We start from the raw sequence: 24,226 nt of genomic DNA, 5'->3' as shown, positions 1-24,226 counted from the left end.
GCCTCCTCAGGCGCTGTGGCTGTAGGCGCTCACCACCAGCGCTTTAGTGAACCGCAGCCGGCCATCGTACGGCGGCTGACTGTACTCTTCCGGGTCTCGCGTGAGGTCAAACTGCGCCTCATACCCCTGGCTGAGATAGAGCTTTACCGCCTCCGGCTGACGGAAACCGGTGGTCAGGTAGATATGGCTGTACCCGGCCAGCACCGCCCGTCGCTCCAGCTCCTGGACCACCTTCGCCGCCAGCCCCTGCTGGCGCAGACGGCGGTGCGTCCAGATACGTTTGATCTCTGCGGTGTGGCGATCCTTCGGCTTATACGCGCCGGTGGCGATAATTTCGCCCTCACGCTCAAGGACAATAAACAGCCCCTGCGGCGGCACATACCACTCACTTAACTCCACTTCCGCATCGCGGGAAAAATAGTCGCCGTAGCGGGCGGCATATTCGGCAAACAGCCCGCTAATAATCGGCTGCAGCTCCGGAGCCTCCGGAGAAATATCGCGGAATGCTTCGCTCATCGCGCCTCCTGTCAGTCGCCCAGTCCGGGCGGATTGATTTCCGATTGCGGAATGCTTTCCACCCCTTCGCCCCAGCGGTTAAGCACTTTGGCGTAGTCCCCGCTGGCGATAGCCCCGTTCAGCGCCGCCTGGACGGCATTCACCAGCCCGCTGTCTTTTTTCAGCGTTACCGCGATGTGCGCCGCTTTCGGCCAGCCGCCATCGACGCTGCCCACCAGTTTGGTTTTACCAGTCAGCGCCGCCTTCCACGCGCCTATCACATTGGGGCCGAAGTAGGCGTCGGCGCGCCCGGTCTGCAGGGCCAGCGTCTGGGCGGCGTCATCCTTGGTGTAGACCGGGGTAAACGGCTTCAGCCCCTTCTTGACGTTCTCCGCGTTCCACGCCAGCAGGATCGCCTCCTGGTTAGTACCGGAGCCGACGATAATCTTCAGCCCGGCGATGTCCTCCGCCTTGTCAATTTTGTTCAGCGGACTGGTGCTTTTGACGTAGAAGCCCAGCGAATCTTTACGGTAGGTGGCGAAATCGAACTTCTCTTTGCGCTCTTTGGTGACGGTAATATTGCTGATCGCGGCATCATATTTGCCGGAGGTGACCCCCAGCGGCCAGTCTTCCCATGAAGTGGGAACCACGTTTACTTCCAGCCCGAGGCTCTCCGCCACCAGCCGGGCGATATCCGTCTCGCTGCCGAGCAGGGTTTTGTTGTCATCGGCGAAGACCGTCAGCGGCGGTGAGTTCAGGGCTGCCACCGCGACGGTGAATTTCCCCGGCACCGCCAGATGCAGATCTTTCGGCAACAGCGCAATGGCCTGTGGATTTTTCGCTGTGTGAATCGGCGTTTTGTTGGCCTCCAGGCTCACCCCGGTGCCATTGATCTTGACGTCCTGGGCCCACGACGAGGCGCTAAATGCCAACGCGACGGCCAGCAAGAGTGTTGTTTTCTGCATAGCGTGATTCTCTTTTATTATTTTTGGAATTGATTAGCAGGTAGCGCCAGACCCAGACTTTCCCGCAGGGTGGTGCCCGGATAGTCGCGACGGAACAGGCCGCGCGCCTGTAACAGCGGAACCACCTCATCCACAAAGCGCGGGAAGGTTTCCGGCGTGCCGCCCTGAATAATGAAACCGTCCGCCGCGTGCTGTTCGAACCACAATTGCAGGCCATCGGCGACATCGCTGGCGGTGCCGGTAAAACGCGGACGCGGACTCGCTGCCTCCAGGGCCACCTGGCGCAGGGTTAATCCCCGCTCGCGGGCGTGACGTTTAATCTCGTCGGTGGTGCTGCGGAAGCTGTTTTGTCCGAGGTCGCCAATATCCGGGAACGGTTCATCAAGCGGATACTGCGAAAAATCATGATGTTCGAAATACCGCCCCAGATAATTCAGCGCATCCTCGATGGAAACCAGCGCCGCCGTAGTCTGGTACTGACGTTCCGAATCCTCGGCGTCATCCCCGACGATGACGCTGACGCCCTGGAAGATATGCAGTTGGTCCGGGGTGCGCTGATATGCGCTGAGTTGGCTTTTAACATCCTGATAAAATGCCTGCGCCTCGGCCAGCGATTCCTGATGGGTAAAAATGGCATCGGCGTGGCGTGCGGCTAATTTCTTGCCGTCGTCCGACGCGCCGGCCTGGAAAATAATCGGCCGTCCCTGTGGCGTGCGGGCAATATTTAGCGGCCCGGCCACTTTAAAGAAATCGCCATGGTGATCGAGCGTATGCAGTTTATTTTTATCAAAGAACTGGCCAGTCTCCTTATTGCGCACAAAGGCGTCCTCTTCCCATGAATCCCATAAGCCTTTCACCACCTGCAGATATTCATCGGCAATGCGATAGCGCAGCGCATGATCCGGATGCTGGGCCCGGGAGAAGTTTTTCGCCGACCCTTCCAGCGGCGAAGTGACGACATTCCACCCCGCCCGTCCCTGGCTTAAATGGTCAAGGCTGGCGAACTGGCGGGCGGTAGTAAACGGCTCGCTGTACGAAGTGGATAAGGTCCCCACCAGTCCCAGACGCCGGGTGACCGCGGCCAGCGCGGAAAGTACCGTTAAAGGTTCGAAGCGATTTAAAAAATGGGGAATCGATTTTTCATTGATATATAACCCGTCGGCGACAAAAATAAAATCCAGCTTCCCCTCTTCCGCTTTTAACGCCGTCTGCGTGACAAAGTTAAAATTAATACTGGCGTCCGCCTGCGCCGCCGGATGACGCCAGGCGGACATATTTCCCGATGCGCCATGTAATATCGTTCCCAGACGCAATTGTCGATTTTCAGACATAGTTCCCCCTTCCCCTGTCATCCATTAAATATGTTGTAATGCCTGTTCCGCCAGCTGGGCGAAATAGTGCGCTGCGGGCGCAATAAGCCGTTCGTCCGGATTAAATGCCGGATGGTGCAGACCATATTCGCTGGCGCTGCCGATGCTGACGAACGCCCCGGGAATATGCTGAAGATAGACCGCAAAATCTTCGCCACCGAGATGCAGATCGGCGTGATGGGTGCGGTACCCGGCCTGGGCCGCCACGTCGCTGGCGAAGTCGGCCCAGCGGGCGTCATTGACCAGCGCCGTCGGGCCGGCATACCAGAAGACGTCAATCTGTGCGCCAAAGGCGCTGGCGAAACCGGCCGCGATCTCGCTGACCCGGGCCTTGACCCGCTGCTGCACTTCACTGCTGTGAGTGCGCAGCGTCCCTTCCAGCTCGACGCTCTCCGGCAGCACGTTCCAGGTATTGCCTCCCTGGATCCGCGTCACGCTGAGCACCACCGAGTCGAGGGTGTTCACTTCCCGACTGGCCACGCTCTGCAGCACCGTCACCAGTTGGCTGGCCAGCAGGATCGCATCCTTTCCTTCATGTGGGCGGGCGGCATGCGCCCCCTTCCCGGTCACTTTGAAGACGAAGCGGTCGACGTTGGCGTAGAACGCGCCGCCGCGGGTGGCAAATTCGCCCACCGGCAGGCCGGGCTCATTGTGCATGCCAAAGATCGCCGACACGTCCTCCAGCGCCCCGGCGCGGATCAGGGTTTTCGCGCCGCCAAAATTTTCCTCCGCCGGCTGAAACAGGATCCGCACCCGCCCCGGGAGTTCCGCTTCCCGCTCCTTCAGCAGCAGCGCCGCCCCCAGCATCACGCTGGTGTGAATATCATGGCCGCAGGCATGCATCACCCCTTCATTTTGCGAGCGGTAAGGCAGACCGGTCGCCTCCTCGATGGGCAACGCGTCGATGTCCGCCCGCAGGGCAATCACCTTGTCGCCGCTGCCGACTTCGGCGACCAGCCCGGTTTTCAGATCGAAGGGCAGCAGAGTCAGCCCGCCGCTCTGCAGCCAGTCGCGGATCCGCGCGGTGGTGGCTACCTCCTGCAGGGAGAGCTCCGGGTTCTGGTGCAGCTCGCGCCGCCAGCTAATCAGTTGTTGTTCAAAGGACATTCAGCACCTCCTTGCCGTAGTGAGCCTGCGCCAGCAGGCGCAGGGAGTGCAGGCGCGCTGGCCCGTCGCTAATGGGGGTATCAATGATGAGTTCATCCAGCTGATCTTCCGCCTGCAGCGCGTCAAGCCGGGCTTTAACCTGTTCGGGAGTACCGGAGATCAGTGAAGATTCGCGGCGGTGGATGCGTGTTGGCCGGCTGCCAGCCTGGCGGGCAAAGGCGACGGCCTGAGCCTCACTGCCGACGGTCACCCGCTGGCCGTTCTCCAGCTCGACGCCCCACACCTCGACCTGCTGCGCCAGCGCGGCGGCGGTGGCCGGATCGTCAGCCACCACCACCTGCACGGCGACGATCGCCTCACGCGGGCTGAGCTCGCGCCAGCGGTTGATCACCGTGCGGCGCAGCGCGCTGTCGCCATTGAGATGGGCCGCAAACACGAAGTTCCAGTCAAGACGGGCGGCCAGTTCCGCACTCTCCAGGCTGGCGCCGAGCAGAAATCCGTCGGCCCGGCGCGGCGGGATCGGCGTGGCGCGCAGGCTCTCCTCTCCCCCTGGCTCAGTCAGTGACAGCCAGTTATCCAGCTGCGCCAGCTGATCGGCAAAGGTCCCTTTCTCCTCCTGATGCAGGCCCTGCTGCAGGGCGCGGGTGGAGAGCGGCAGGCCGCCAGGCGCCTTGCCCACCCCGAGATCGATGCGACCCGGCGCGAGGGCAGCCAGCAGGTTAAAGTTTTCCGCGACCTTATAGGGGCTATAGTGCTGGAGCATGACGCCGCCGGACCCAAGACGAATGCGCCGGGTGTGGCCCAGCAGCCAGGCGATAACCAGCTCCGGCGAGGGGCTCGCCAGCTGATCGGTATTGTGGTGTTCGGCGACCCAGAAGCGGTGATAACCCCAGGCTTCGGCGTGTTGCGCCAGCGTTAATGTACGCGCCAGCGCCTGCGCGGCGGTTTCCCCGGCGGCAAGCGGACTTTTATCCAGGATACTGATTCGATAAGACATTTCGCAGGCTCATATGAAAGTACGTGCCTGCATTATTAAAATCTCAGCTAACTATTGAGAAACAATTAATTCACATGTGTACTGCTGAAAATTAGATATGCCCGCCTGGCCGCTGCGCTTCCAGCTCGCGGAGCAGCGCCTCAGCCTGCCGCGGACTGCGCACCCGGACGAAGCGAATATGACGATATTGCGGATCCTGCATGTCGGCCAGATAGCGTCGGCGATTCTGCCGCCAGGTTTTCAGCGTCCAGAGGATAATGGATTCCCGGCTGCAGAACGAACGGCGAAAGCTCTCGCGGTTGCCCGTGCCCGGCCACAGCTCCTGATGCCGCCACGCCCGGCTCGCCGCCCGCCATACCGCCTGGCGCAGCGTGCGCCAGAAACCATAATCTACCCAGATCACCAAATCCACCGCACGCCATTTAACGCTGCGGCTGCGATTGTAATTGCCATCCAGCACCCAGCCCGGCGTGGCCGTCGCGGCGGCAATGGCGGCGAAAAATGCCTCATCCGGCGCGCCCTGCCAGTTCGGCCGCCAGTACAGGCGATCGAGCTCGATCCAGGGTAATTCCAGCCTGTGCGCCAGGCGCCGGGCCAAAGTGGATTTGCCTGAGCCGCTGGTGCCGACCACGTTGATATTCATCTCTGTTTCTCCCCGGTTACCAGACTCTGCCTGGCGATACTCTTGAATCATCTTTCAGGCTGCCGTCCCCCCGGTCATGCCGCGCCAGCGAATGTCGGTTCACCTGGCGCTGGCGTTTTTTGGGCCTACTACAATACCTGCCCTGCACAGAGGAATAAATCATCCGCCATAACCATTCTGCTCCACTGCGTCCGGCCATCAGGCTGGCACAATCCTCAGGCCGGGCATACACTCTGCGTACCTGTGAGCAGTATTCATCAATCCGGAAAGATTATGCTAAAAGAGAACGTAAACGATCTGCTCTCCTTTATGGTGGTGGCGCGTGAACGCAGCTTTACCCGCGCGGCGGCCCAGCTTGGCGTGTCGCAGTCGGCGCTCAGCCATGCCATGCGCCATCTCGAAACGCGGCTCGATGTCCGGCTGTTGACCCGCACCACCCGCAGCGTGGTGCCGACCGAAGCGGGCGAGCGACTGATTCAGCGCCTCGGTCCGCATCTGGAAGAGATCGAGCAGGCCCTGGCTGCATTGCGCGACACCCGAGAACGCCCGGCGGGCAACCTGCGCATTACCGCCGGGGAGCATGCCGCCAGCGCGGTACTCTGGCCGGCGCTAAAGCCATTTATGCTGCAATATCCTGATATTAACATCGAAATCACTGTTGATAATGGGCTCACGGATATCGTGGGTGACCGCTTCGACGCCGGGGTGCGTCTCGGCGAACAGGTGGCAAAAGACATGATTGCCGTGCGCATCGCCCCGGATATGCGGATGGCGGTGGTGGGTTCGCCGGCCTATCTGCAGCGGGCCGGTACGCCGCAAACGCCCTGGGATCTTGCCCAACATCGCTGTATCAATCTGCGCCTGCCGACACGAGGGGGACTTTACGCCTGGGAATTTGCCCGCGATGGCCGGGAGATTCAGGTGCGGGTGGAGGGACAGCTGATCCTCAACAGCCTGCCGCAGCGCATCGACGCGGCGGAGGCGGGCCTCGGGCTGGCCTACGTGCCGGATGACTGCGTGGCGGAGGCCTTAGCCAGCGGCCGGCTGGTGCGGGTGCTGGCGGAGTGGACCCCCGCCTTCCCCGGCTACCATCTCTATTACCCCAGCCGGCGCCAGCATACCAGCGCTTTCACGCTGTTACTGGAAACTCTGCGACGCTGATCTCATTGATAAATCTGTCAAATGCTCTCGGTAAATGTTTTAGGTGCGTAACTATTAGGTTACGTGTAGGATTCAGCGCCATGTCTGAGCTTATCTCCTACGTCAGAATGATGAGAAAGCCAGCATAATGTGCCAGCCGTCCTCCATTCCGGCTGCAAACATGGGCATTGACAGGAAACTGATACATCAATGAATACGAAACACGAAAGTGCAGCGGAGCATCATGCTGCAAAACGCCACTGGCTTAACTCACATGAAGCGGGTTATCACAAAGCGATGGGCAACCGTCAGGTACAGATGATCGCCATCGGCGGCGCCATCGGTACCGGTTTGTTCCTCGGCGCCGGGGCACGTTTACAAATGGCAGGGCCAGCGCTCGCCCTGGTCTATCTGGTCTGCGGCATCTTCTCCTTCTTTATTCTTCGCGCCCTCGGCGAACTGGTCCTCCACCGCCCCTCGAGCGGCAGCTTCGTCTCTTATGCCAGGGAGTTCCTCGGTGAAAAAGCCGCTTACGTGGCCGGCTGGATGTACTTCGTTAACTGGGCGATGACCGGGATTGTCGATATCACCGCCGTGGCGCTGTATATGCACTACTGGGGCGCGTTTGGCGATGTGCCGCAGTGGGTCTTCGCCCTCGGCGCGCTGGCTATCGTCGGCACCATGAATATGATCGGCGTGAAGTGGTTCGCCGAAATGGAGTTCTGGTTCGCGCTGGTTAAGGTGCTGGCGATCGTCGCCTTTCTCGTGGTCGGCACCATTTTCCTCGGCTCGGGTAAGCCGCTGGACGGCAATGCCACCGGCTTCCATCTGATCACCGATAACGGCGGCTTCTTCCCGCACGGCCTCCTGCCGGCGCTGGTGCTGGTGCAGGGGGTTGTCTTCGCCTTCGCCTCCATCGAGCTGGTGGGGACCGCGGCCGGAGAGTGTAAGGATCCGGAGACAATGGTGCCGAAGGCCATCAACAGCGTGATCTGGCGTATCGGTCTGTTCTATGTCGGTTCGGTGGTGTTGCTGGTGCTGCTTCTGCCGTGGAACGCCTACCAGGCCGGACAGAGCCCGTTCGTTACCTTCTTCTCAAAGCTGGGCGTGCCATATATCGGCAGCGTGATGAACATCGTGGTGTTAACCGCGGCCCTCTCCAGCCTTAACTCGGGTCTCTACAGTACCGGGCGTATTCTGCGCTCGATGTCGATGGGAGGCTCCGCGCCGAAGTTTATGTCGAAGATGAGCCGTCACCACGTCCCTTACGCCGGGATCCTGGCGACGCTGGGGGTATATGTAGTCGGGGTTTTCCTCAACTATCTGGTGCCATCTCAGGTATTTGAGATCGTACTCAACGTCGCCTCGCTGGGGATCATTGCCTCCTGGGGCTTTATCGTGGTGTGTCAGATGCGTCTGCGCAAAGCGATCAAGGAAGGGAAAGCGGCAAAGGTCAGCTTCAGAATGCCGGGGGCGCCGTTCACCTCCTGGCTGACGCTGCTGTTCCTGTTCAGCGTGCTGGTGCTGATGGCCTTCGATTATCCGAACGGTACCTACACCATAGGATCAATTCCGCTGCTGGCGGTATTGCTGGTGGCTGGCTGGTTTGGTGTGCGTAAACGCGTGCATGAGATTCACAGCACGGCGCCGACGCTGAGGAAGTAACTGGCAGGACTCCCGGTTTGTCCATCGCGGGCAAACCGGGAGGTCAGAACTTAATTATCTTCAACCAGCTGCGACACATCGCTGCTGTTAATTTCCCGCTTATTACCTGACTCATCGATATAGCTGGTCATCCCCGTTTCTTTATCCAGCTGCGGCTTGCCGTGGGTAACGATAGTTTGACCGCTCTTCGTGGTCATAACGTAGTTTGACGAACAACCTGCCAGCAGCGCCAGCATCGCGCCGGCGCAAATCACCATGAATGGCTTTTTCATTTTATCTCCACTGATTACCACTGCCCGCACGTGGCGGGAAAGGGTTAAGTGTATAACCATCTGGTTTGTCAGGCCAATAGGCGTTTGTAACAGAGGGTGAGTCGCCGGGCCTGGCCCGGCGGCATGCGGAGCGCGACCACCGTTTTCCGGTTTCGTCGCGCTGAGGTCTTACAGGGCGATGCGGATCACATCGTCCGGCGCGGTGGCTTCTTTCTCACGGCTGGAAGCTTGTTTCACGCTAACGTACAGCGTTTTGCCGTCCTCGGAGAGCGCCAGGCTGTTGGGGTGAGTCGGCGTTTTAAAGGTCTTCACTACCTTGTAGCTCTTGCCGTCGATAACGCTGACTTCCCCGGCCTTACGATGCGTCACATAGGCTTCGTTGCGCGCGGGGTTAAACAGCACCGCCAGCGACTCCGGCGCGGCGATTTTCTCCAGCACCTTGCCGTCGCGGGTATCGACCACCAGCACTTCCGGCTGCTTGCTGTCGGTAATAAAGGCACGATGGCCGGCGGTATCGAGACTCAGGTTAAGATAGAAATGCGCTTTGCCGTCATCCTGCAATTTTTTGCGCGACGCAATCGTGTTGCTCTCGCTGTCGATGGTCAGCAGTTCGCCGTCGGCGTTGGTGGTATACAGACGCTTAGCCTGCGGATCGATCGCCAGACCCGTCGCCATTGCCCCGGTGCCGGTAATGGTCGTTTTCAGCTTCAGGGTCGCGCCATCTACCACCCAAATCACGCTCTCTTTGCCCAGACCGGTAATGTAGACCGTGTTGGTCTGCTCATTGACCGCCAGCTCGCGCGGCTGCAGCGGACGCACGGTTTCGCTGCGCTGACGCTCGTCCAGCACCAGGCGCCCCTTCACGGCGCCGGTTTTGGCGTCAATAGCGGTGACAGTGCTGTCGACGGTATTGCCAAACCACAGCGTGCCGGTGGCATGGTTGATAGCGGCGCCGAACGGCTTCAGATCGTTGTGAATAATCTGCGTCACGTCTAGGGTGGTGGGGTCAAGACGGTAAACCACCCCGCCTTTGTCCAGCGAACGACTCTGTGATGTGGCGACCCACAGCGCATTCTCCTGCTGGCTGTAGGCCATTTCGTAGGCCCCTTTTCCGACGGCCTTGCGCAGCATCTCTTCCGCGGCGTGGGCGCTAAAGCTGCCTGCCAGCAGCAGAGAAGTGACGAGCAGTGAATGGCGCAGACGCGGCGCGGCAAAATGACGTAATGACATGACGACTCCCTTTGATAAACCAGTATGTGCTGACCCGACATCGCTTCCGGCGGTAAAGTCCTGGCTTTACCCTTATTTTTGAATGCGAATAGTAATCATTATTTATCTCAAAGTGGAGCGCTAATTGTTGTTGTGCGGTAAATTCATGCCTGGCGAGCACTATCCGTTAACCAGCAGCAGTTAATAATTTTCAAATATTTTACAAACGAGGTAACATATATACATATGTTCCATTTGGTTCGTCTTTGAGTATTATCGATGAAAATCCTGTCCGTGCGTCACGCCGCCCTCCCGGCCCTGCTCTTGCCGCTCATTGCCGCAGCCCAGGCCGCTGATGAACAAACCATGGTGGTGACCGCCGCGCCAACCACGGTTTCTGAACTGGATACCCCCGCCGCCGTCAGCGTGGTGAATGGGGATGAGATGCGCCAGGCCGCGCCGCGCGTCAATCTCTCTGAATCGCTGGGCGCCGTGCCGGGCCTGCAGGTGCAGAACCGGCAAAACTATGCCCAGGATCTGCAGCTGTCGATTCGCGGCTTTGGCTCGCGCTCAACCTATGGCGTGCGCGGACTGCGCATCTATGTGGATGGCATTCCGGCCACCATGCCCGACGGCCAGGGGCAGACCTCAAATATTGATATCGGCAGCGTTGACACCATTGAGGTGCTGCGCGGCCCCTTCTCTGCCCTGTACGGTAACTCGTCCGGCGGGGTGATCAACGTCACCAGCCAGACCGGCACCCAGCCGCCCACCGTGGAAGCCAGCAGCTACTATGGCAGCTTCGGCACCTGGCACTACGGGATGAAAGCCACTGGCGCCGTTGGCGACGGCAGCCACGCAGGCGATGTGGATTACACGGTCTCAACCAATCGCTTCACCACCCATGGCTATCGCGATCACAGCGGCGCGCGCAAAAATCTGGCGAACGCCCGGCTGGGGGTGCGCATCAACGACGTCAGTAAGCTGACTCTGCTGCTGAATAGCGTGGATATCAAAGCCAATGACGCCGGTGGCCTGACCGCCGATGAATGGCGCGATAACCCGCGCCAGTCGCCGCGCGGCGACCAGTATAATACCCGCAAGAATACCCGACAGACCCAGGCCGGCCTGCGCTATGAGCGCCAGCTCAGTGCCCAGGACGATCTCAGCGTTATGATGTACGCTGGAGAACGTGAAACCACTCAGTTCCAGTCGATCCCGCGCGCGCCGCAGCTGAAGCCGAGCCATGCCGGCGGGGTGATCGACCTTACCCGTCACTACCAGGGGATCGATACCCGGCTGACCCATCGCGGAGAGCTGCTGGTGCCCGTCACGCTCACCGCCGGTCTCGACTACGAAAACATGAGCGAGCGGCGCAAAGGGTATGAAAACTTTGTGATGGTCAACGGCGCGCCGCAGTATGGCGAACAGGGCGCGCTGCGCCGTAACGAACGCAACCTGATGTGGAACGTCGACCCCTACCTGCAGACCCAGTGGCAGCTCACTGACAAACTCTCGCTCGATGCCGGGGTTCGCTACAGCTCGGTATGGTTCGACTCGAACGACTACTACATCACCCCAGGCAATGGCGATGACAGCGGTGATGCCAGCTATCACAAATGGCTGCCGGCGGGCTCGCTGAAATATGCCCTGACCGACGCGTGGAACGTCTATCTTTCCGCCGGCCGCGGCTTCGAGACGCCAACCATTAACGAACTCTCCTACCGCTCCGATAACCAGAGCGGCCTCAACTTCGGCCTGAAACCCTCCACCAACGACACGGTGGAGATCGGCAGCAAGACGCGGATCGGCAATGGGCTGTTCACCGCCGCCCTGTTCCAGACCAATACCGATAATGAGATTGTGGTCGACAGCAGCAGCGGCGGGCGCACCAGTTATAAAAACGCCGGCAAGACCCGCCGTCAGGGGATGGAGCTGGGGCTGGATCAGCAGTTTGGCGAGAGCTGGCGTCTGAAGGCGGCCTGGACCTGGCTGGACGCGACCTATCGCACTAACGTCTGCGACGACGCCAGCTGCAATGGCAATCGCATTCCGGGGATCGCGCGCAATATGGGCTACGCCTCCTTTGGCTATCAGCCGGAGCAAGGTTGGTACGCCGGGAGCGATATTCGCTATATGAGCGATATCATGGCCAATGACGAAAACACCGCCAAAGCGCCCTCCTGGACGGTGGTTGGCCTGACGACCGGCTATAAATGGAGCTACGGCAGGATGGATATGGATCTGTTCGGTCGCATCGACAACCTGTTCGACCGGGAGTACGTCGGGTCTGTCATCGTTAACGAGTCTAACGGGCGTTACTACGAGCCTGCCCCGGGACGTAACTACGGCATCGGCCTGAACCTCGCCTGGCGCTTCGAATAACGCGCCCCTTCCCCGCCGATGGCTCTCGCGATCGGCGGGCGAAGCGCTTTTCCTTACCGTCTATTCCACCGCCAGGCGGACACCCGCCAACCACCCGCGCTTGACACTCCCCCCCCTTCGTAGTCAGATAGCCACAACATAATCACCATAGTTACTATTTATATTGATCGGCACTTTTATCAGCCAGGGAGGGATAAATGGATAATGTCGTTTATGCGGACTGCGTATTGATTAACGGCAAGGTCGCCACGGTGGACGCACATTTTAGTTTTAAGCGCGCCATCGCCGTGAAGCAGGGATGGATTATTAACGTTGGTGAAGACCAGGAGATTCAGCAGCATATTGGTCCCCAGACGCAGGTCATTGACCTTGGCGGCAAACTCATTTTACCCGCCGCGCATGACTCACATATCCATATCGGCTGGCTCGCTGACAGCTGGCATTGCCTGAACTGCCAGGACGTGCGTTCCCTGGCAGTACTGCGGGAAAGACTGCGCGACCAGGCAGCCCGCACTCCCGCCGGGGCATGGATCCGCGTCTGCGGTCTGGATCCAAACGCAATCAAGGAGTGCGCGGCCGAGCAGCGCTCCCTGACGCGCTGGGATATTGACGACGTCACGGCCGATCATCCCACCCTGCTCGCCCTGTGGGACGGTCACTCCTGCATCGTCAACAGCCGGGCGCTGGCCCTCTCCGGTCTTGACGCCAGCACCCCTGATCCCCTCGGCGGACATCTGGGGCGAACGGCCAGTGGCGAACTGGACGGCAATTTCATCGACCTGCCCGCCCTGCATCTCGCATCCGGCACGATGCCCCGTCTGACCGTAGCGGCCCTCAAAGAGAACCTTATGGCAGCCCAGCGCCTGATGAACAGCGAAGGGTATGCCAGCTACACGGAAGGCGCCATGGGTCCGGGGGAAAACACGCGCGAGGTGGGCGCCGCGGGGGATCGCGCCATCGCCGCCTACCGTGAACTGCAGGATGAAGGAAAACTCACCGCCCGGGTATCCATCGCCTTTTACTCCGCCGAGCGGGGCGTTCAGTCCTGCGCCACCCTGAAGCGCGATCTGGATAGCTTTGATTTCTCCCAGTTCACCGACCGGGACTGGCTGGACTGTCGGACCATAAAACTGTTCTGCGATGGCGTTCCCACATCGCACACAGCGTGGATGAATCAGGATTACGCCGACCGGCCGGGATATCGCGGACGCTCGGTGTTTGGTGGCCCCGAGGCGACCGAGGAAGCACAAGTTGAGGCGCTACAGCAGATGATTCTGCTGGCTCACCAGCGCGGTTTTCAGGTGGCAGTCCATGCGGTCGGCGATAAGGCGGTAAAAGTCACGATTAACAGCTTCGTGCAGGCGATTCAGCGCTATCCGGGGGAGAGCCGACGGCATTATGTGCTGCACGGCTCAATGGGCGATCGGCAAGATTTCGTGATGGCGGCAAAATACGGCATTCTGCTTTCCGAACAACCTTCACTCGGCGGCCCGGCATATGACTATGAACAGCGCGCCCGCTACTGTGGCATCAAGGGGGAAATCTGCAAAGGGCTACGGGATATCATCGACCTTGGGGTCATCATCGCCGGCGGGTCAGATGGCATTATGGCGCTGGTGAACTGGCGCAAAATGGTTCAGGCAGCGGTCACCCGCAAATCATCTTCCAGCGGCAACGTTATTCGCCCGGAACTGGCAATTAGCGTGGCGGACGGCGTGCGGATGTACACCATCAATGCGGCCTATCAGGAAGGGAAAGAAGCGGTACGCGGATCGATAGAGGTCGGCAAAGTCGCTGATTTTCAGGTGCTGGACCGCGATATCTTCGCCGTAGCCCATGAGGAGATTGGCGCCAGCCGCGTGGTGATGACCATGGTTGGCGGAAACGTCGTCTTTCAAGACTAACCGCGCTCACCCGGCTCAGGTCGCCGGGCGGGCAGCGTGCTGCATCAGCGGAAGGCGTCTGCCCGCCAGAGCATCGCGCTTCCGCTACAGGAGCGAATTAAAGCAGATTTCGCAGGGATAACTCGAAAATGATCTTTTCTGCCTGGCAGGAGAAGGCGATGGAGAGGTCGAGTTTCACCGCGTCGCCAGCGGCGGCGACGATGGTGTAATCGACCTGCGGCGGTTCACTGGCCGGCGCTGCGGCGGCAGCACGTTCGCGCACGGCGGCTACGGTGGATTCCGCTTCTTCGCGGCTTGGGAACACCTTCTCGGCCCGGTAGACGCAGTCCTCGTTATCAATGATCGTCCCGACATCAATGGCGCAGCCTTTGGTGCTGCATTTATCTACTACATCTTTCATCGTAATAACCTCTTGAGTTTTCTTAAGGATAAGAACCCGCCCGCCGAAAAGCAAACCATTAATATCCGTAAGGATTAGCAATTTTTCTATTATATCGCGCCGCGCCGGGCGCCATCTTGCGCCACCGCAAAACGAGGCACCATGTTTACGGACGGTCGCGTAACGATACGCGTTGCCCTCGCAGCAATCGTGGTCTCCATCACACTATTCTGCACACCATCTCGTCTGCCTCGACTCGCAGCGTTAGTCTGGTCACAGAACATCGCCAACAAGGAGCTGCTATGGCACTGCCGATTATGATTGATTGCGATCCGGGACATGATGACGCGATCGCCCTGGTCCTCGCCCTCGCCTCGCCGGAGCTGGAGGTGAAAGCCGTCACCGCTTCCGCGGGCAACCAGACCCCGGAGAAGACCCTGCGCAACGTGCTGCGTATGTTGACGCTGCTGAACCGGCCGGACATTCCGGTTGCCGGCGGCGCGTGGAAGCCGTTGATGCGCGATCTGATCATCGCCGATAACGTGCACGGCGAGAGCGGACTGGATGGCCCGAGCCTGCCTGAGCCGGCCTTTGCGCCGCAGAACTGCACCGCCGTCGAACTGATGGCCAGCGTGCTGCGGGAAAGCCAGGAGCCGGTGACCCTGGTGGCCACCGGGCCGCAGACTAACGTGGCGTTGCTGCTCGCCAGCCATCCGGAGCTGCACGCGAAGATCGCCCGCATCGTGATCATGGGGGGCGCCATGGGGCTGGGCAACTGGCAGCCGGCGGCGGAGTTTAATATTTACGTTGATCCGCAGGCCGCGGAAGTGGTCTTTCAGTCCGGGATCCCGGTGGTCATGGCGGGCCTTGACGTCACCCATAAGGCGCAAATCCTTCCCGCCGATATCGAGCGATTCCGCCAGATTGGCAACCCGGTGTCGACCATCGTCGCCGAACTGCTCGACTTCTTTATGGCCTACCACAAAGATGAAAAGTGGGGCTTCGACGGCGCGCCGCTGCACGATCCCTGCACCATCGCCTGGCTCCTCAAGCCGGAGATCTTTACCACGATCGAACGCTGGGTTGGCGTAGAAACGGAAGGCAAATATACCCAGGGGATGACGGTGGTCGATTACTACCATCTGACCGGTAATCGGCCCAATACGACCCTGATGCTGGATGTGGACCGCGAAGCCTTTGTCGATCTGCTCGCCCAGCGGTTAGCCTTCTACGCCTGACCTCTATGCCAGGCCCCTTTTCCCTGGCGGAAAAAGGGGCCTGTGCAGTCGAAGCCCGCCAGGCTAGTCGTCCGCCGCGACGCGGATCACTACCTTACCGAAGTTCTCGCCTTTTAACAGACCGATCAGCGCCTGCGGCGCCTGGTCCAGACCGTCGATCAGCTGTTCGCGATATTTAATTTTCCCCTCCTGCACCCAGCGCCCCATCTGCTGCTGGAATTCGGCGATCCGATGCCCGTAATCCTGGCCGATAATAAAGCCCTGCATCCGGATGCGCTTTTTGAGGATGGTCGCCATCAGCAGCGGCAGACGATCTGGCCCGTCCGGCAGCCCGGTGGCGTTATAGCCGCTCACCAGCCCGCAGACGGGTACCCGCGCTGCGGTATTCAACAGCGGCAGCACCGCGTCAAAAACCTTGCCGCCGACGTTTTCATAATAAACGTCAATACCCTGCGGGCAAGCCTGGGCCAGCTGTTCGGCAAAATCATCCGCACGATGGTCAAGGCAGAGATCAAAGCCTAACGTCTCAACCGCATAGCGGCATTTTTCCGCGCCGCCAGCGATGCCGACGGTGCGGCAGCCCTTAATTTTGCCGATCTGTCCAACCGTGGCGCCAACCGGCCCGGTCGCCGCGGCGACCACCAGCGTTTCGCCCGCCTTTGGCTGGCCGATGTCCAGCAAACCCATGTAGGCGGTGAAGCCGGGCATCCCCAGAACTCCCAGCGACCAGGACGGGTGTTGCGGATTGTCACCCAGCTTCACCAGTCCGCTGCCGTCGGAGAGTTCATAATCCTGCCAGCCGCTGTAGCCCAGCACCCAGTCGCCGGGTTGATAATCGGCATGATTTGAGCTGACCACGCGACTCACGGTGCCTCCCACCATCACCGCGCCAATGGCCACCGGTGGCGAATAAGAAGGCGCGTCGCTCATGCGCCCACGCATATACGGGTCGAGCGATAAATAAACGGTACGCAGCAGAACCTGCCCCGGCCCCGGCGTCGGCACTTCGCTCTCTTCCAGGCGGAAATTCTCTGCCGTCGGTTCACCATGGGGGCGGGAAGCCAGCACCCAGCGGCGATGGCGTTGCGGTTGATCTGTCATAGCAAACTCCTCTTGTTAGCAGACTGTACTGAGGCTAGCTGCTTTATGCGCAACGTGCTTTACCATTAAGAGCCGGATGGCGATTGATTAAGGCGAACCACCAGATAGACGCAGGTCTCTGCGGATTCATTAATAAAGCGACAATCGTTGGGCGGGCCAAGCTCCAGACAATCCCCCGCCTGCATCTCATGGCGGGTATTGCCTTCGACAAACACCAGCTCGCCCTGTTGCAGCCAGATTAGCTGGCGGGCAAGCGCATAGGACGCGGCGGGCATCGGCACATCGCTACCGGGCGGCAGCTCAATCTGCACCAGATCGATCGGCAAATCGCTGCGCGGCGAAACGTGGCGGCGGAGATAGTGGCTTTGCGGGTCGCGCCATACCGGCTGGCTGGCAAAGCGCAGCAGCTTGCCCTCCTGCATTTCCGCGCGGGCGATCAGGGTCGACATACTGATGCCGAAGGCGCCGGAAAGGCGGCCCAGCATCGAGGCGGTCGGGCTGCTTTCGCCGCGCTCGATTTTATGGATCATCGCCCGCGAGGCGCCGGCCCGTTCGGCGAGGTCGTTCAGCGACCAGCCGCGGGACTCGCGCTCGATGCGGATGCGCGCGCTGATACGCTGATTGAGGTTGTCTTCTATAGTATTCATAACGTAACACTATAGTGTGCGCCCCCCCATTACACAACCATCCACCGAGACGTGTTATTCCCGGGTTAGCCGTTAAAATTATGCTGAAAACGGATGACAGCGTGGCGTTCATTATTGTAATAATATTGTACTACTATAGTGTACGAAAAATTGAGGTTTGCTATGTCCATTCGCCCTGCCATTAAAGACGACTGCGCGGCGATCGCCGAGATCTATAACCATGCCGTCGTCCATACCGCCGCCATCTGGAATGATAAAACTGTGGATACCGACAACCGCATCGCCTGGTTTGAAGCCCGCCAGCTGGCTGGATTTCCGGTACTGGTGAGCGAGGAAGACGGCGTCATTACCGGTTATTCCTCGTTTGGCGACTGGCGGGCGTTTGACGGCTTTCGCCATACCGTGGAGCATTCGGTGTACGTTCATCCCGAACATCAGGGGAAAGGGTTGGGCCGCAAACTGCTGGTCGCCTTGATCGCCGAAGCGCGACGGCTGAATAAACATGTGATGGTCGCCGGCATCGAGTCGCAGAATCACGCTTCGCTGCATCTGCATGAAACGCTGGGCTTTATCACCACCGGGCAGATGCCGCAGGTGGGCACCAAATTTGGCCGCTGGCTGGATCTGACCTTTATGCAGCTGCAGCTGGATGCGCGTCAGGACCCAGACGGCAAAGCATGAACGCGTCGCTCACTCTCGCCTGCCTGATCGCCGCCGGCGTTGGCCTGGTAGTGCAGAACACTCTGATGGTGCGCATCACCCAGTCGGCGTCGACGATCCTTATCGCTATGCTGCTCAATTCGCTGGTCGGGATCGTTATCTTCGTGACGATGTTACTGCTGCGCCAGGGCGTCGCCGGCTTTCAGGAGCTGGCCCTGAGCGTGAAGTGGTGGACGCTGATCCCCGGCCTGCTGGGGTCCTTTTTCGTCTTCGCCAGCATCAGCGGTTATCAAAACGTTGGCGCGGCGACGACCATTGCGGTACTGGTGGCCAGCCAGCTGGTGGGCGGGTTGATCATGGATTTAGTTCGCGCCCACGGCGTGCCGGTGCGGGCGCTGATCGGACCGTTATGCGGGGCGGTGATGCTGGTGGTGGGCGCCTGGCTGGTGGCCAGACGCCAGTTCTGAGCGCATCTTCAGAGGATCGCGCCCCCTTTGGTCAACTGCTCGCGGCGCGCGTCCTGCTCTTCCTGATGCTGTCGCCCATGATGGGCGATGGCGGTGCGCAGACGCTGCTGTTGGATATAGCGTTCCTCACGACTGAGTTGCGCATCATCACTCAGGGCGATTAGCAGCTCATTCATATGCGCGATAACGCCCTCGGCCAGGGCGTCATCGACTTTGACGATAACCTCATCCAGATGTGCCATCCTGTTCTCCTTTCGCTTAATTCAGCTTCGCTTTGGAAAAATCGCTCCCCATCATGCTGACGGTGTAGCCGCTGACGTTGCTGCGCGTCGCATAGAAGGTTTTACCGGTCGCCAGGGTGATCCATGGCGCCTGCTGATAAAAGATCTCCTGCGCCTGTTCGTAGAGTTTGGCCCGCGCCTGCGGATCGCTCACCAACAGCGCTTTCTTTACCAGCGCGTCATAGGATTTATCACACCAGCGGGCGGCGTTGGAGCCGGTCTGGATATTATCACAGCTGAGCAATGTGCCAGCAAAGTTGTCCGGATCGCCGTTGTCCGACATCCAGCCATACAGGGCGCTGTCGTGCTCCCCTTTACGCATACCGGCAAGGTATTCGCCCCATTCATAGCTGACAATTTTGGCTTTCACCCCCACTTTCGCCCAGTCGTTTTGGATCATTTCGGCAATGCGTTTTGAGTTTGGGTTGTAGGGGCGCTGGACCGGCATTGACCACAGGGTCACTTCCGCGCCTTGCTCCAGACCCGCCTGCTTGAGCAGCGCTTTGGCTTTCTGCGGATCGTAATCGTAGTCCGGGAGATCTTTCTTATACCCGAGCATCGTCGACGGGATCGGTGATTTCGCCACGCTGCCGGAATCGAGGAATACCGCCTTGACGATCGCCTGCTTGTCGGTAGCGTAGTTTAACGCCTGGCGCACCAGCACATTATCAAACGGTTTTTTCTCGGTGTTAAACGCCAGATAGCCGACGTTCAGCGCCTCAACCGCATGCAGCGCCAGATCTTTATTGCCCTTAATCACCGGGAACTGTACCGGCGACGGCGCGGGAATAATCTGGCACTCGTTGGTCTGCAGTTTCGCCAGACGGGTCTCGACGTTCGGCGTAATGGAGAAGATTAAGTGCTTGGTCGGTACCTCGCCTTCCCAGTAGTGGGGATTGGCAATATAGCGGATTTGCGAATCCACTTTATACTGCTGCAGCGCATACGGCCCGGTACCGACAGGCCAGTTATCAACGTTTTCCGGCGTTCCTTTCTTCAGCATCGCCTCACCATACTCTGCCGACAGAATAGAGGCGAAGTCCATGCCCCAGTCGGCAAGAAACGCCGCGTTCGGCTCGTTGAGCTCGAACTGGACATGGTAATCATCCACCTTTTTCACCGATTTAATCAGCTTATCGAGGCCCACGTCGTGGAAGTATTCATAGTTCCCCTGCGACACCTTGTGATAAGGATGCTGAGGATCCATCTGGCGCAGCACGGAGAACAGGACGTCGTCGGCGTTAAAATCGCGGGTCGGTTTGAAGAATTTGTTGCTGTTGAACTTCACCCCCTGACGCAGAGTAAAGGTCCAGGTTTTGCCATCCTCAGAGACGTGCCACTCGGTGGCCAGCGACGGGATCGGCGTATTTTTCACCGGGTCAAAGCTCACCAGACGGTTATACAGTACCTGCGAGCTGGCGACGAACGACGGACCGGAGCTGGCGATCTGCGGATTGAAGGACTCCGGAGAGGCTTCTGAGCAGTAGACCAGAGTGTCATTGCCTGCGGCCCAGGCGGCGCCGGCCGGCAGCAGTGCGCTCAGCAGCAGCGCCAGCGTGGTTTTCCCTGTAGACATGGTTATAAGTCCTGATTATTGATTATAAGAACGGTAATAACAGCACAGCCGCCTGACGGCGGCAAATAATCAATGGCTATCACCTTATGCAAAACGCGTGGAATTTGCTGGTTTAATCGACGTTGCGCTGCTTTTTACGCCAGTGGGCTTCGGGATGTTGTGAGCCACACAAAATTCCTGCAAAAAAATGTGCGATAACCGCCCGGCTCACGCTTCCCGTCAGTGCCGCCCGGTACACTGGGGGAACCGCAGAACAAGAGGTTTCCACCATGACAATCACCTGCAATCTGTACATTAACGGCCAGTGGCACGATGCCGAAGGCCGCCGCACCTTTACCCGACGCCACCCGGCCCACGATGAGGCAGCCTCGGTGGCCGCTGCCGCCAGCCTCGCCGACGGCAAACGCTGCGTCGAAGCCGCGGCCTGCGCCTTTCCGCTGTGGCGCGATACTGCGCCGGCGGAACGACGTCGCTTACTGCTCGAGGCGGCGGAACAGATGCTGTTGCGGGAGGCGAAATTTATCGCCGCCATGGCCGCGGAGACCGGCGCGACCGCGCACTGGGCCGGATTTAACGTTCATCTGGCGGCAGATATTCTGCGTGAAGCGGCGGCGCTGACCACCCAGATTGAAGGGCAAATAATTCCGTCCAACGTGCCGGGTAACCTGGCGATGGGCGTCCGCCAGGGGGCGGGAGTGGTGCTGGGCATGGCGCCGTGGAACGCGCCGCTGATTCTGGCCACCCGGGCCCTGGCGACGCCGCTGGCCTGTGGCAACACGGTGATCCTTAAGGGCGCCGAACTTTCCCCCGCCACTCAGGGACTGATTATCGACGCCCTTGACGCGGCGGGCTTCCCGCCGGGCGTGGTGAACTATCTTACCTGTGCGCCTGAAGATGCGCCGGCGCTGGTGGAATCGCTGATCGCCCACCCGGCGGTGCGGCGCGTTAACTTTACCGGCTCCACACCGGTGGGGCGCATTATCGCCCGCACCTGCGGACAGTATCTGAAACCAGCGGTGCTCGAGCTCGGTGGAAAAGCGCCCCTGCTGGTGCTGGACGATGCTGATATTGAGCAAGCGGCGGCGGGCGCTGTTTTTGGCGCCTTCGCCAACGCCGGGCAGATCTGCATGTCCACCGAGCGCATTATTGTCGACAATGCCGTAGCGGAGGCGTTTATCCCGCTGCTGGCCAGGCGCGCCGCCGCCCTGCCTGCCGCCCTCACGGGCCCGGTTGTCGATATGAACACCATCGCCCGCTGCAACGCGCTCATTGACGATGCGTTAGCGAAAGGCGCTCGCCTGCTGACCGGTGGTAGAGCCAACGATACCCATATGAGCCCGACCCTGCTGGACGGCGTGACCCGCGAGATGCGCCTGTGGCGTGAAGAGTCCTTCGGTCCGGTGAAAGCGATTATTCGCGTTCATAGCGAAGAGGAGGCGCTGGCGGTGGCCAACGACAGCGAATATGGTCTTTCCGCTGCGGTCTACAGCCGCGACAGCGCCAGAGCGTGGAACGTAGCGCAACGTCTGCATACCGGGATTTGCCATATCAATGGCCCAACGGTGCATGATGAGGCGCAAATGCCGTTTGGCGGCTGCAAAGCCTCCGGCTATGGCCGCTTTGGCGGGCGGGCCGGGATCGCGGAATTCACCGAGCTGCGCTGGATAACGATCCAGACCCAGCCCCGCGAGCTTCCCTTCTGAGGCCCAGCGCCTCTTAACTATGGCTGGCGATAAGCTGCGCCAGCCCCTGCGGGTTTTCCCACGCCATCGAGTGTCCGGCATGGGGCACGATGCCGACCGGGATCCCTTGTGCCTGAACGAGGTCGCTATCCGCATAAGGGAGCGACCGCTCTCCGACGATCAGCATTTTCTGGCAGCGCAGCTGGCATAGCTGGGTAAACCAGGGCGTGTCGCTGCCGCGTATCAGGCTGCTGGCAGCCCGCCAGACGGCCCAGGGGGCGCTGTTTTGTAAACAACCCGCCCACGGCGAGCGCTCCTCCGCCAGCAGCCTGGCATAGCCGTCAGCGACAAAGGCTGACTCTGACTGCGCCGCAATGCGCCTGCTGTACTCGCCGCCGCCGGCGAACAGGTTGGGTTCCGAGACCAGCAGCGTGGTCACCCGCTCGCCCAGTAGCCCCGCCGCTTCGATGGCGATGCTCCCTCCCATGCTATGCCCGAACAGCGCGAAGCGCTGCAGGCGCAGGTGGCTGAGGAACTGCTCCAAAACTAAAGCCTGCTCATGTATGTTGTAACTAAACACGCGCGGTTTATCGCTATAGCCGAAGCCCGGCAGATCGATGAGTATTTTGCGCCGTTCTCGGAGCGCGGGATCGCTGGCAATTCGGGGATAATCGTAGGATGACGCGCAGCCAAGGCCGTGGATAAACACCACCGGAAGGCCATCTCCCGGGAAATCGTGCCAGCGCAGCGTGGCGCCAGCGACGGACGAATAAAAACCGTTCACCTGTATGCCTCCATGATAAGGTTACTGTTTTTTTATACAGTAACCTTATCCTTTGTGCTACCCCTTTCTGCCGTCTAGCGCCTGAGGGTTAAAACAGCGAGACGAGCAGCGCCATCGGGAAGCTGAACGGCCAGGTGGCGCCGATCAGCAGGGCCGCCAGCAGGCGGATCATCCGGCTCTCTTTGGTTAAAAACCAGCTAATCACGGCGCATATCACGCCCATAATGGCGTAAAACACCAACATTTTTTGATATAACGTCATTCTTACTTTTTCCTTCCCTGAGGGCGTTCCATGGTGGGATGATTATCTGCCATGACGTCGTGATTCAGAGATACCTGTATAACAAAATCAGAAACGGGCTGAATATTCAGAATAAAGCCTGATTCGTCTTAATCTGATAGCGCAACCGCTGGCGCCGTACTATACCTTTAGGACTTACTCATTAGGGTGGCGCTATGGATGTCTCCAGTAAAACCGTCGTTATGATTAATGTCTGCGCCGCGTTCGCGCTTATCAGCCTGCTGTCCGTAAGATTTGGCTGGTTTTAATCATTTAATTCAGCAACGAAACCTAAAAAAGCAGCCCCGGAGGCTGCTTTTTTACGCGCGAACAACAGAGTTGTTATCTTGCTGTCGGGCGGCGGGGGCTAACTGCGCGGCAGCTATTACCTTATTAAGACTGGGGTTATAGCGCGGCAGTACATTGACTTTTTCACTATCCCATTCGGCGGCGGCGCAGACGGCCTGCCCTACGCCCATCTTCTCACAGCTTTGGATTCGTTTCGCCGGGGCATTACCATAGCTCAGCGCCACAGCGCCGATAGCCAGCAGAATAAAAGCAAAAATTTTCACAGCGACATCAACGTCAAAACCTAATATGCCCTAAATGATCGCATGAGCGGCGGCGGAAAGTCAAACCCGGGGCGCGCTACCTGGCGGCATCCGGTATTTGCCTCTGCCTCAGGGCTATAAAATATTCAGAACAAATATCATGCGATAACCGTAAATATTAAAAGCTTATCTCTAGCCGTGAAATACTTTCTGTTCAGGCGAGTTAATTTCGCTAATAAGGAAAATATTTCGCCGTCGGCAAGGGGAAAAGGATCGCCGCCTTCGCCACAGGCGCAATATATCGCACGGGCCGTCATCGTAAGAAGATAAATGGCGATGGCAAGCCGTTGTAACATAACCTCTTCATCTCCGTCATCACGGATAAGAGCCAGAAATAGCGCTAAATGACAACAAATATCATTTGCCTT

At 59.3% G+C, this 24,226-nt stretch carries 25 protein-coding genes and 1 pseudogene; 9 read left to right on the top strand and 17 right to left on the bottom strand.

All coding sequences use genetic code 11. From position 1 onward, the window contains the following. Window positions 1-6 precede the first annotated feature (6 nt). The 5 genes and pseudogenes from OHJ17_RS11730 to OHJ17_RS11710 all read right to left on the bottom strand — a co-directional run bounded on the left by OHJ17_RS11730 (window position 7) and on the right by OHJ17_RS11710 (window position 5,577). Window positions 7-516 carry a GNAT family N-acetyltransferase gene (locus OHJ17_RS11730; protein ID WP_020802144.1) on the bottom strand — a complete coding sequence of 170 codons (510 nt, stop codon included), beginning with the start codon at window positions 514-516 and terminating at the stop codon, window positions 7-9. A gap of 11 nt (window positions 517-527) precedes the next feature. Next, a pseudogene (locus OHJ17_RS11725) lies at window positions 528-2,791 on the bottom strand (NtaA/DmoA family FMN-dependent monooxygenase). A 24-nt stretch (window positions 2,792-2,815) separates the two neighbouring features. Further along, the gene (locus tag OHJ17_RS11720; RefSeq protein ID WP_012968083.1) at window positions 2,816-3,937 is read right to left on the bottom strand and encodes a M20 peptidase aminoacylase family protein; all 1,122 of its coding nucleotides are present in this window, start codon (window positions 3,935-3,937) and stop codon (window positions 2,816-2,818) included. Next, on the bottom strand, window positions 3,927-4,934 hold the full coding sequence (locus OHJ17_RS11715; protein ID WP_012541571.1) for an MsnO8 family LLM class oxidoreductase: 1,008 nt from the start codon (window positions 4,932-4,934) through the stop codon (window positions 3,927-3,929). Before OHJ17_RS11715 ends, OHJ17_RS11720 begins: the two co-directional genes overlap by 11 nt. A gap of 91 nt (window positions 4,935-5,025) precedes the next feature. Beyond that, window positions 5,026-5,577: a P-loop NTPase family protein gene (locus OHJ17_RS11710; protein WP_032433138.1), complete on the bottom strand. Its 552-nt coding sequence runs from the start codon at window positions 5,575-5,577 to the stop codon at window positions 5,026-5,028. A gap of 273 nt (window positions 5,578-5,850) precedes the next feature. On the opposite strand from OHJ17_RS11710, the gene OHJ17_RS11705 reads away from it, so the two are divergent. Then, a complete protein-coding gene (locus OHJ17_RS11705; RefSeq protein ID WP_002906776.1) occupies window positions 5,851-6,738 on the top strand; it encodes a LysR family transcriptional regulator in 888 nt (295 codons plus the stop codon). Between the two features lie 189 nt (window positions 6,739-6,927). Beyond that, a complete protein-coding gene (gene ansP, locus OHJ17_RS11700) occupies window positions 6,928-8,382 on the top strand; it encodes an L-asparagine permease (protein WP_014907513.1) in 1,455 nt (484 codons plus the stop codon). A gap of 50 nt (window positions 8,383-8,432) precedes the next feature. Here the strand turns inward: ansP and OHJ17_RS11695 are convergent, their stop codons facing one another. Continuing rightward, window positions 8,433-8,654 carry a YgdI/YgdR family lipoprotein gene (locus tag OHJ17_RS11695; RefSeq protein ID WP_002906779.1) on the bottom strand — a complete coding sequence of 74 codons (222 nt, stop codon included), beginning with the start codon at window positions 8,652-8,654 and terminating at the stop codon, window positions 8,433-8,435. Window positions 8,655-8,822: 168 nt separating this feature from the next. Next, window positions 8,823-9,884: a 7-bladed beta-propeller protein YncE gene (locus tag OHJ17_RS11690; protein ID WP_020802162.1), complete on the bottom strand. Its 1,062-nt coding sequence runs from the start codon at window positions 9,882-9,884 to the stop codon at window positions 8,823-8,825. 258 nt (window positions 9,885-10,142) lie between these two features. On the opposite strand from OHJ17_RS11690, the gene pqqU reads away from it, so the two are divergent. Together pqqU and OHJ17_RS11680 are read left to right on the top strand one after the other, a co-directional pair. Next, window positions 10,143-12,248, top strand: a complete 2,106-nt coding sequence (gene pqqU, locus OHJ17_RS11685) for a TonB-dependent receptor PqqU (RefSeq protein WP_002906783.1) — start codon at window positions 10,143-10,145, stop codon at window positions 12,246-12,248. 197 nt (window positions 12,249-12,445) lie between these two features. After that, window positions 12,446-14,152 (top strand): amidohydrolase, encoded by a 1,707-nt coding sequence (locus OHJ17_RS11680; protein WP_032433139.1) that lies wholly within the window; start codon window positions 12,446-12,448, stop codon window positions 14,150-14,152. A gap of 97 nt (window positions 14,153-14,249) precedes the next feature. Here OHJ17_RS11680 and OHJ17_RS11675 read toward each other — a convergent pair whose 3' ends face one another. Together OHJ17_RS11675 and OHJ17_RS11670 are read right to left on the bottom strand one after the other, a co-directional pair. Next, window positions 14,250-14,552, bottom strand: a complete 303-nt coding sequence (locus OHJ17_RS11675) for a DUF406 domain-containing protein (RefSeq protein WP_032433140.1) — start codon at window positions 14,550-14,552, stop codon at window positions 14,250-14,252. A gap of 89 nt (window positions 14,553-14,641) precedes the next feature. Then, complete coding sequence (locus OHJ17_RS11670) at window positions 14,642-14,872, bottom strand: hypothetical protein (RefSeq protein ID WP_020324766.1); 231 nt, start codon at window positions 14,870-14,872, stop codon at window positions 14,642-14,644. Between OHJ17_RS11670 and rihA the strand changes: the two genes are divergently transcribed. Beyond that, a complete protein-coding gene (gene rihA / locus OHJ17_RS11665; RefSeq protein WP_032433141.1) occupies window positions 14,834-15,769 on the top strand; it encodes a pyrimidine-specific ribonucleoside hydrolase RihA in 936 nt (311 codons plus the stop codon). The genes OHJ17_RS11670 and rihA overlap by 39 nt on opposite strands. A 63-nt stretch (window positions 15,770-15,832) precedes the next feature. On the opposite strand, the gene OHJ17_RS11660 is transcribed toward rihA, so the two are convergent. Beyond that, the gene (locus OHJ17_RS11660; protein WP_002906792.1) at window positions 15,833-16,870 is read right to left on the bottom strand and encodes an NADP-dependent oxidoreductase; all 1,038 of its coding nucleotides are present in this window, start codon (window positions 16,868-16,870) and stop codon (window positions 15,833-15,835) included. A gap of 65 nt (window positions 16,871-16,935) precedes the next feature. Then, complete coding sequence (locus tag OHJ17_RS11655; protein ID WP_002906794.1) at window positions 16,936-17,517, bottom strand: helix-turn-helix domain-containing protein; 582 nt, start codon at window positions 17,515-17,517, stop codon at window positions 16,936-16,938. Between the two features lie 162 nt (window positions 17,518-17,679). On the opposite strand from OHJ17_RS11655, the gene OHJ17_RS11650 reads away from it, so the two are divergent. Beyond that, window positions 17,680-18,198: a GNAT family N-acetyltransferase gene (locus OHJ17_RS11650; RefSeq protein ID WP_002906796.1), complete on the top strand. Its 519-nt coding sequence runs from the start codon at window positions 17,680-17,682 to the stop codon at window positions 18,196-18,198. Continuing rightward, window positions 18,195-18,644 (top strand): DMT family transporter, encoded by a 450-nt coding sequence (locus tag OHJ17_RS11645; RefSeq protein WP_004180135.1) that lies wholly within the window; start codon window positions 18,195-18,197, stop codon window positions 18,642-18,644. The genes OHJ17_RS11650 and OHJ17_RS11645 overlap by 4 nt, the downstream gene beginning before the upstream one ends. Window positions 18,645-18,652: 8 nt before the next feature. Here the strand turns inward: OHJ17_RS11645 and OHJ17_RS11640 are convergent, their stop codons facing one another. Both OHJ17_RS11640 and OHJ17_RS11635 read right to left on the bottom strand, forming a co-directional pair. Beyond that, entirely contained in the window at window positions 18,653-18,886 is a 234-nt protein-coding gene (locus OHJ17_RS11640) for a YdcY family protein (protein WP_004180136.1), read from the bottom strand. 16 nt (window positions 18,887-18,902) lie between these two features. Further along, on the bottom strand, window positions 18,903-20,501 hold the full coding sequence (locus tag OHJ17_RS11635; protein ID WP_002906804.1) for an ABC transporter substrate-binding protein: 1,599 nt from the start codon (window positions 20,499-20,501) through the stop codon (window positions 18,903-18,905). 269 nt (window positions 20,502-20,770) lie between these two features. Between OHJ17_RS11635 and OHJ17_RS11630 the strand changes: the two genes are divergently transcribed. Then, window positions 20,771-22,204 carry an aldehyde dehydrogenase gene (locus tag OHJ17_RS11630; protein ID WP_004180137.1) on the top strand — a complete coding sequence of 478 codons (1,434 nt, stop codon included), beginning with the start codon at window positions 20,771-20,773 and terminating at the stop codon, window positions 22,202-22,204. Window positions 22,205-22,217: 13 nt separating this feature from the next. On the opposite strand, the gene OHJ17_RS11625 is transcribed toward OHJ17_RS11630, so the two are convergent. Beyond that, window positions 22,218-22,967, bottom strand: coding sequence for an alpha/beta fold hydrolase (locus OHJ17_RS11625; protein WP_004200090.1), 750 nt, complete (start codon window positions 22,965-22,967; stop codon window positions 22,218-22,220). Window positions 22,968-23,055: 88 nt separating this feature from the next. Further along, on the bottom strand, window positions 23,056-23,229 hold the full coding sequence (locus OHJ17_RS11620; protein WP_002906888.1) for a GhoT/OrtT family toxin: 174 nt from the start codon (window positions 23,227-23,229) through the stop codon (window positions 23,056-23,058). Window positions 23,230-23,423: 194 nt separating this feature from the next. On the opposite strand from OHJ17_RS11620, the gene yncL reads away from it, so the two are divergent. Continuing rightward, window positions 23,424-23,516, top strand: coding sequence for a stress response membrane protein YncL (yncL, locus tag OHJ17_RS11615; RefSeq protein ID WP_002906891.1), 93 nt, complete (start codon window positions 23,424-23,426; stop codon window positions 23,514-23,516). Window positions 23,517-23,567: 51 nt separating this feature from the next. Here the strand turns inward: yncL and OHJ17_RS11610 are convergent, their stop codons facing one another. Together OHJ17_RS11610 and OHJ17_RS11605 are read right to left on the bottom strand one after the other, a co-directional pair. Continuing rightward, entirely contained in the window at window positions 23,568-23,819 is a 252-nt protein-coding gene (locus tag OHJ17_RS11610; RefSeq protein ID WP_002906893.1) for a hypothetical protein, read from the bottom strand. A gap of 137 nt (window positions 23,820-23,956) precedes the next feature. Continuing rightward, window positions 23,957-24,154: a hypothetical protein gene (locus OHJ17_RS11605; protein ID WP_032433142.1), complete on the bottom strand. Its 198-nt coding sequence runs from the start codon at window positions 24,152-24,154 to the stop codon at window positions 23,957-23,959. Window positions 24,155-24,226 lie beyond the last annotated feature (72 nt).

It is taken from the genome of Klebsiella sp. KP20-425-1, assembly GCF_025813515.1.
Taxonomy (GTDB): domain Bacteria; phylum Pseudomonadota; class Gammaproteobacteria; order Enterobacterales; family Enterobacteriaceae; genus Klebsiella; species Klebsiella pneumoniae.
The sequence above is the reverse complement of the archived record's forward strand: the minus strand, read 5'-3'. Positions and strand labels throughout refer to the sequence as shown.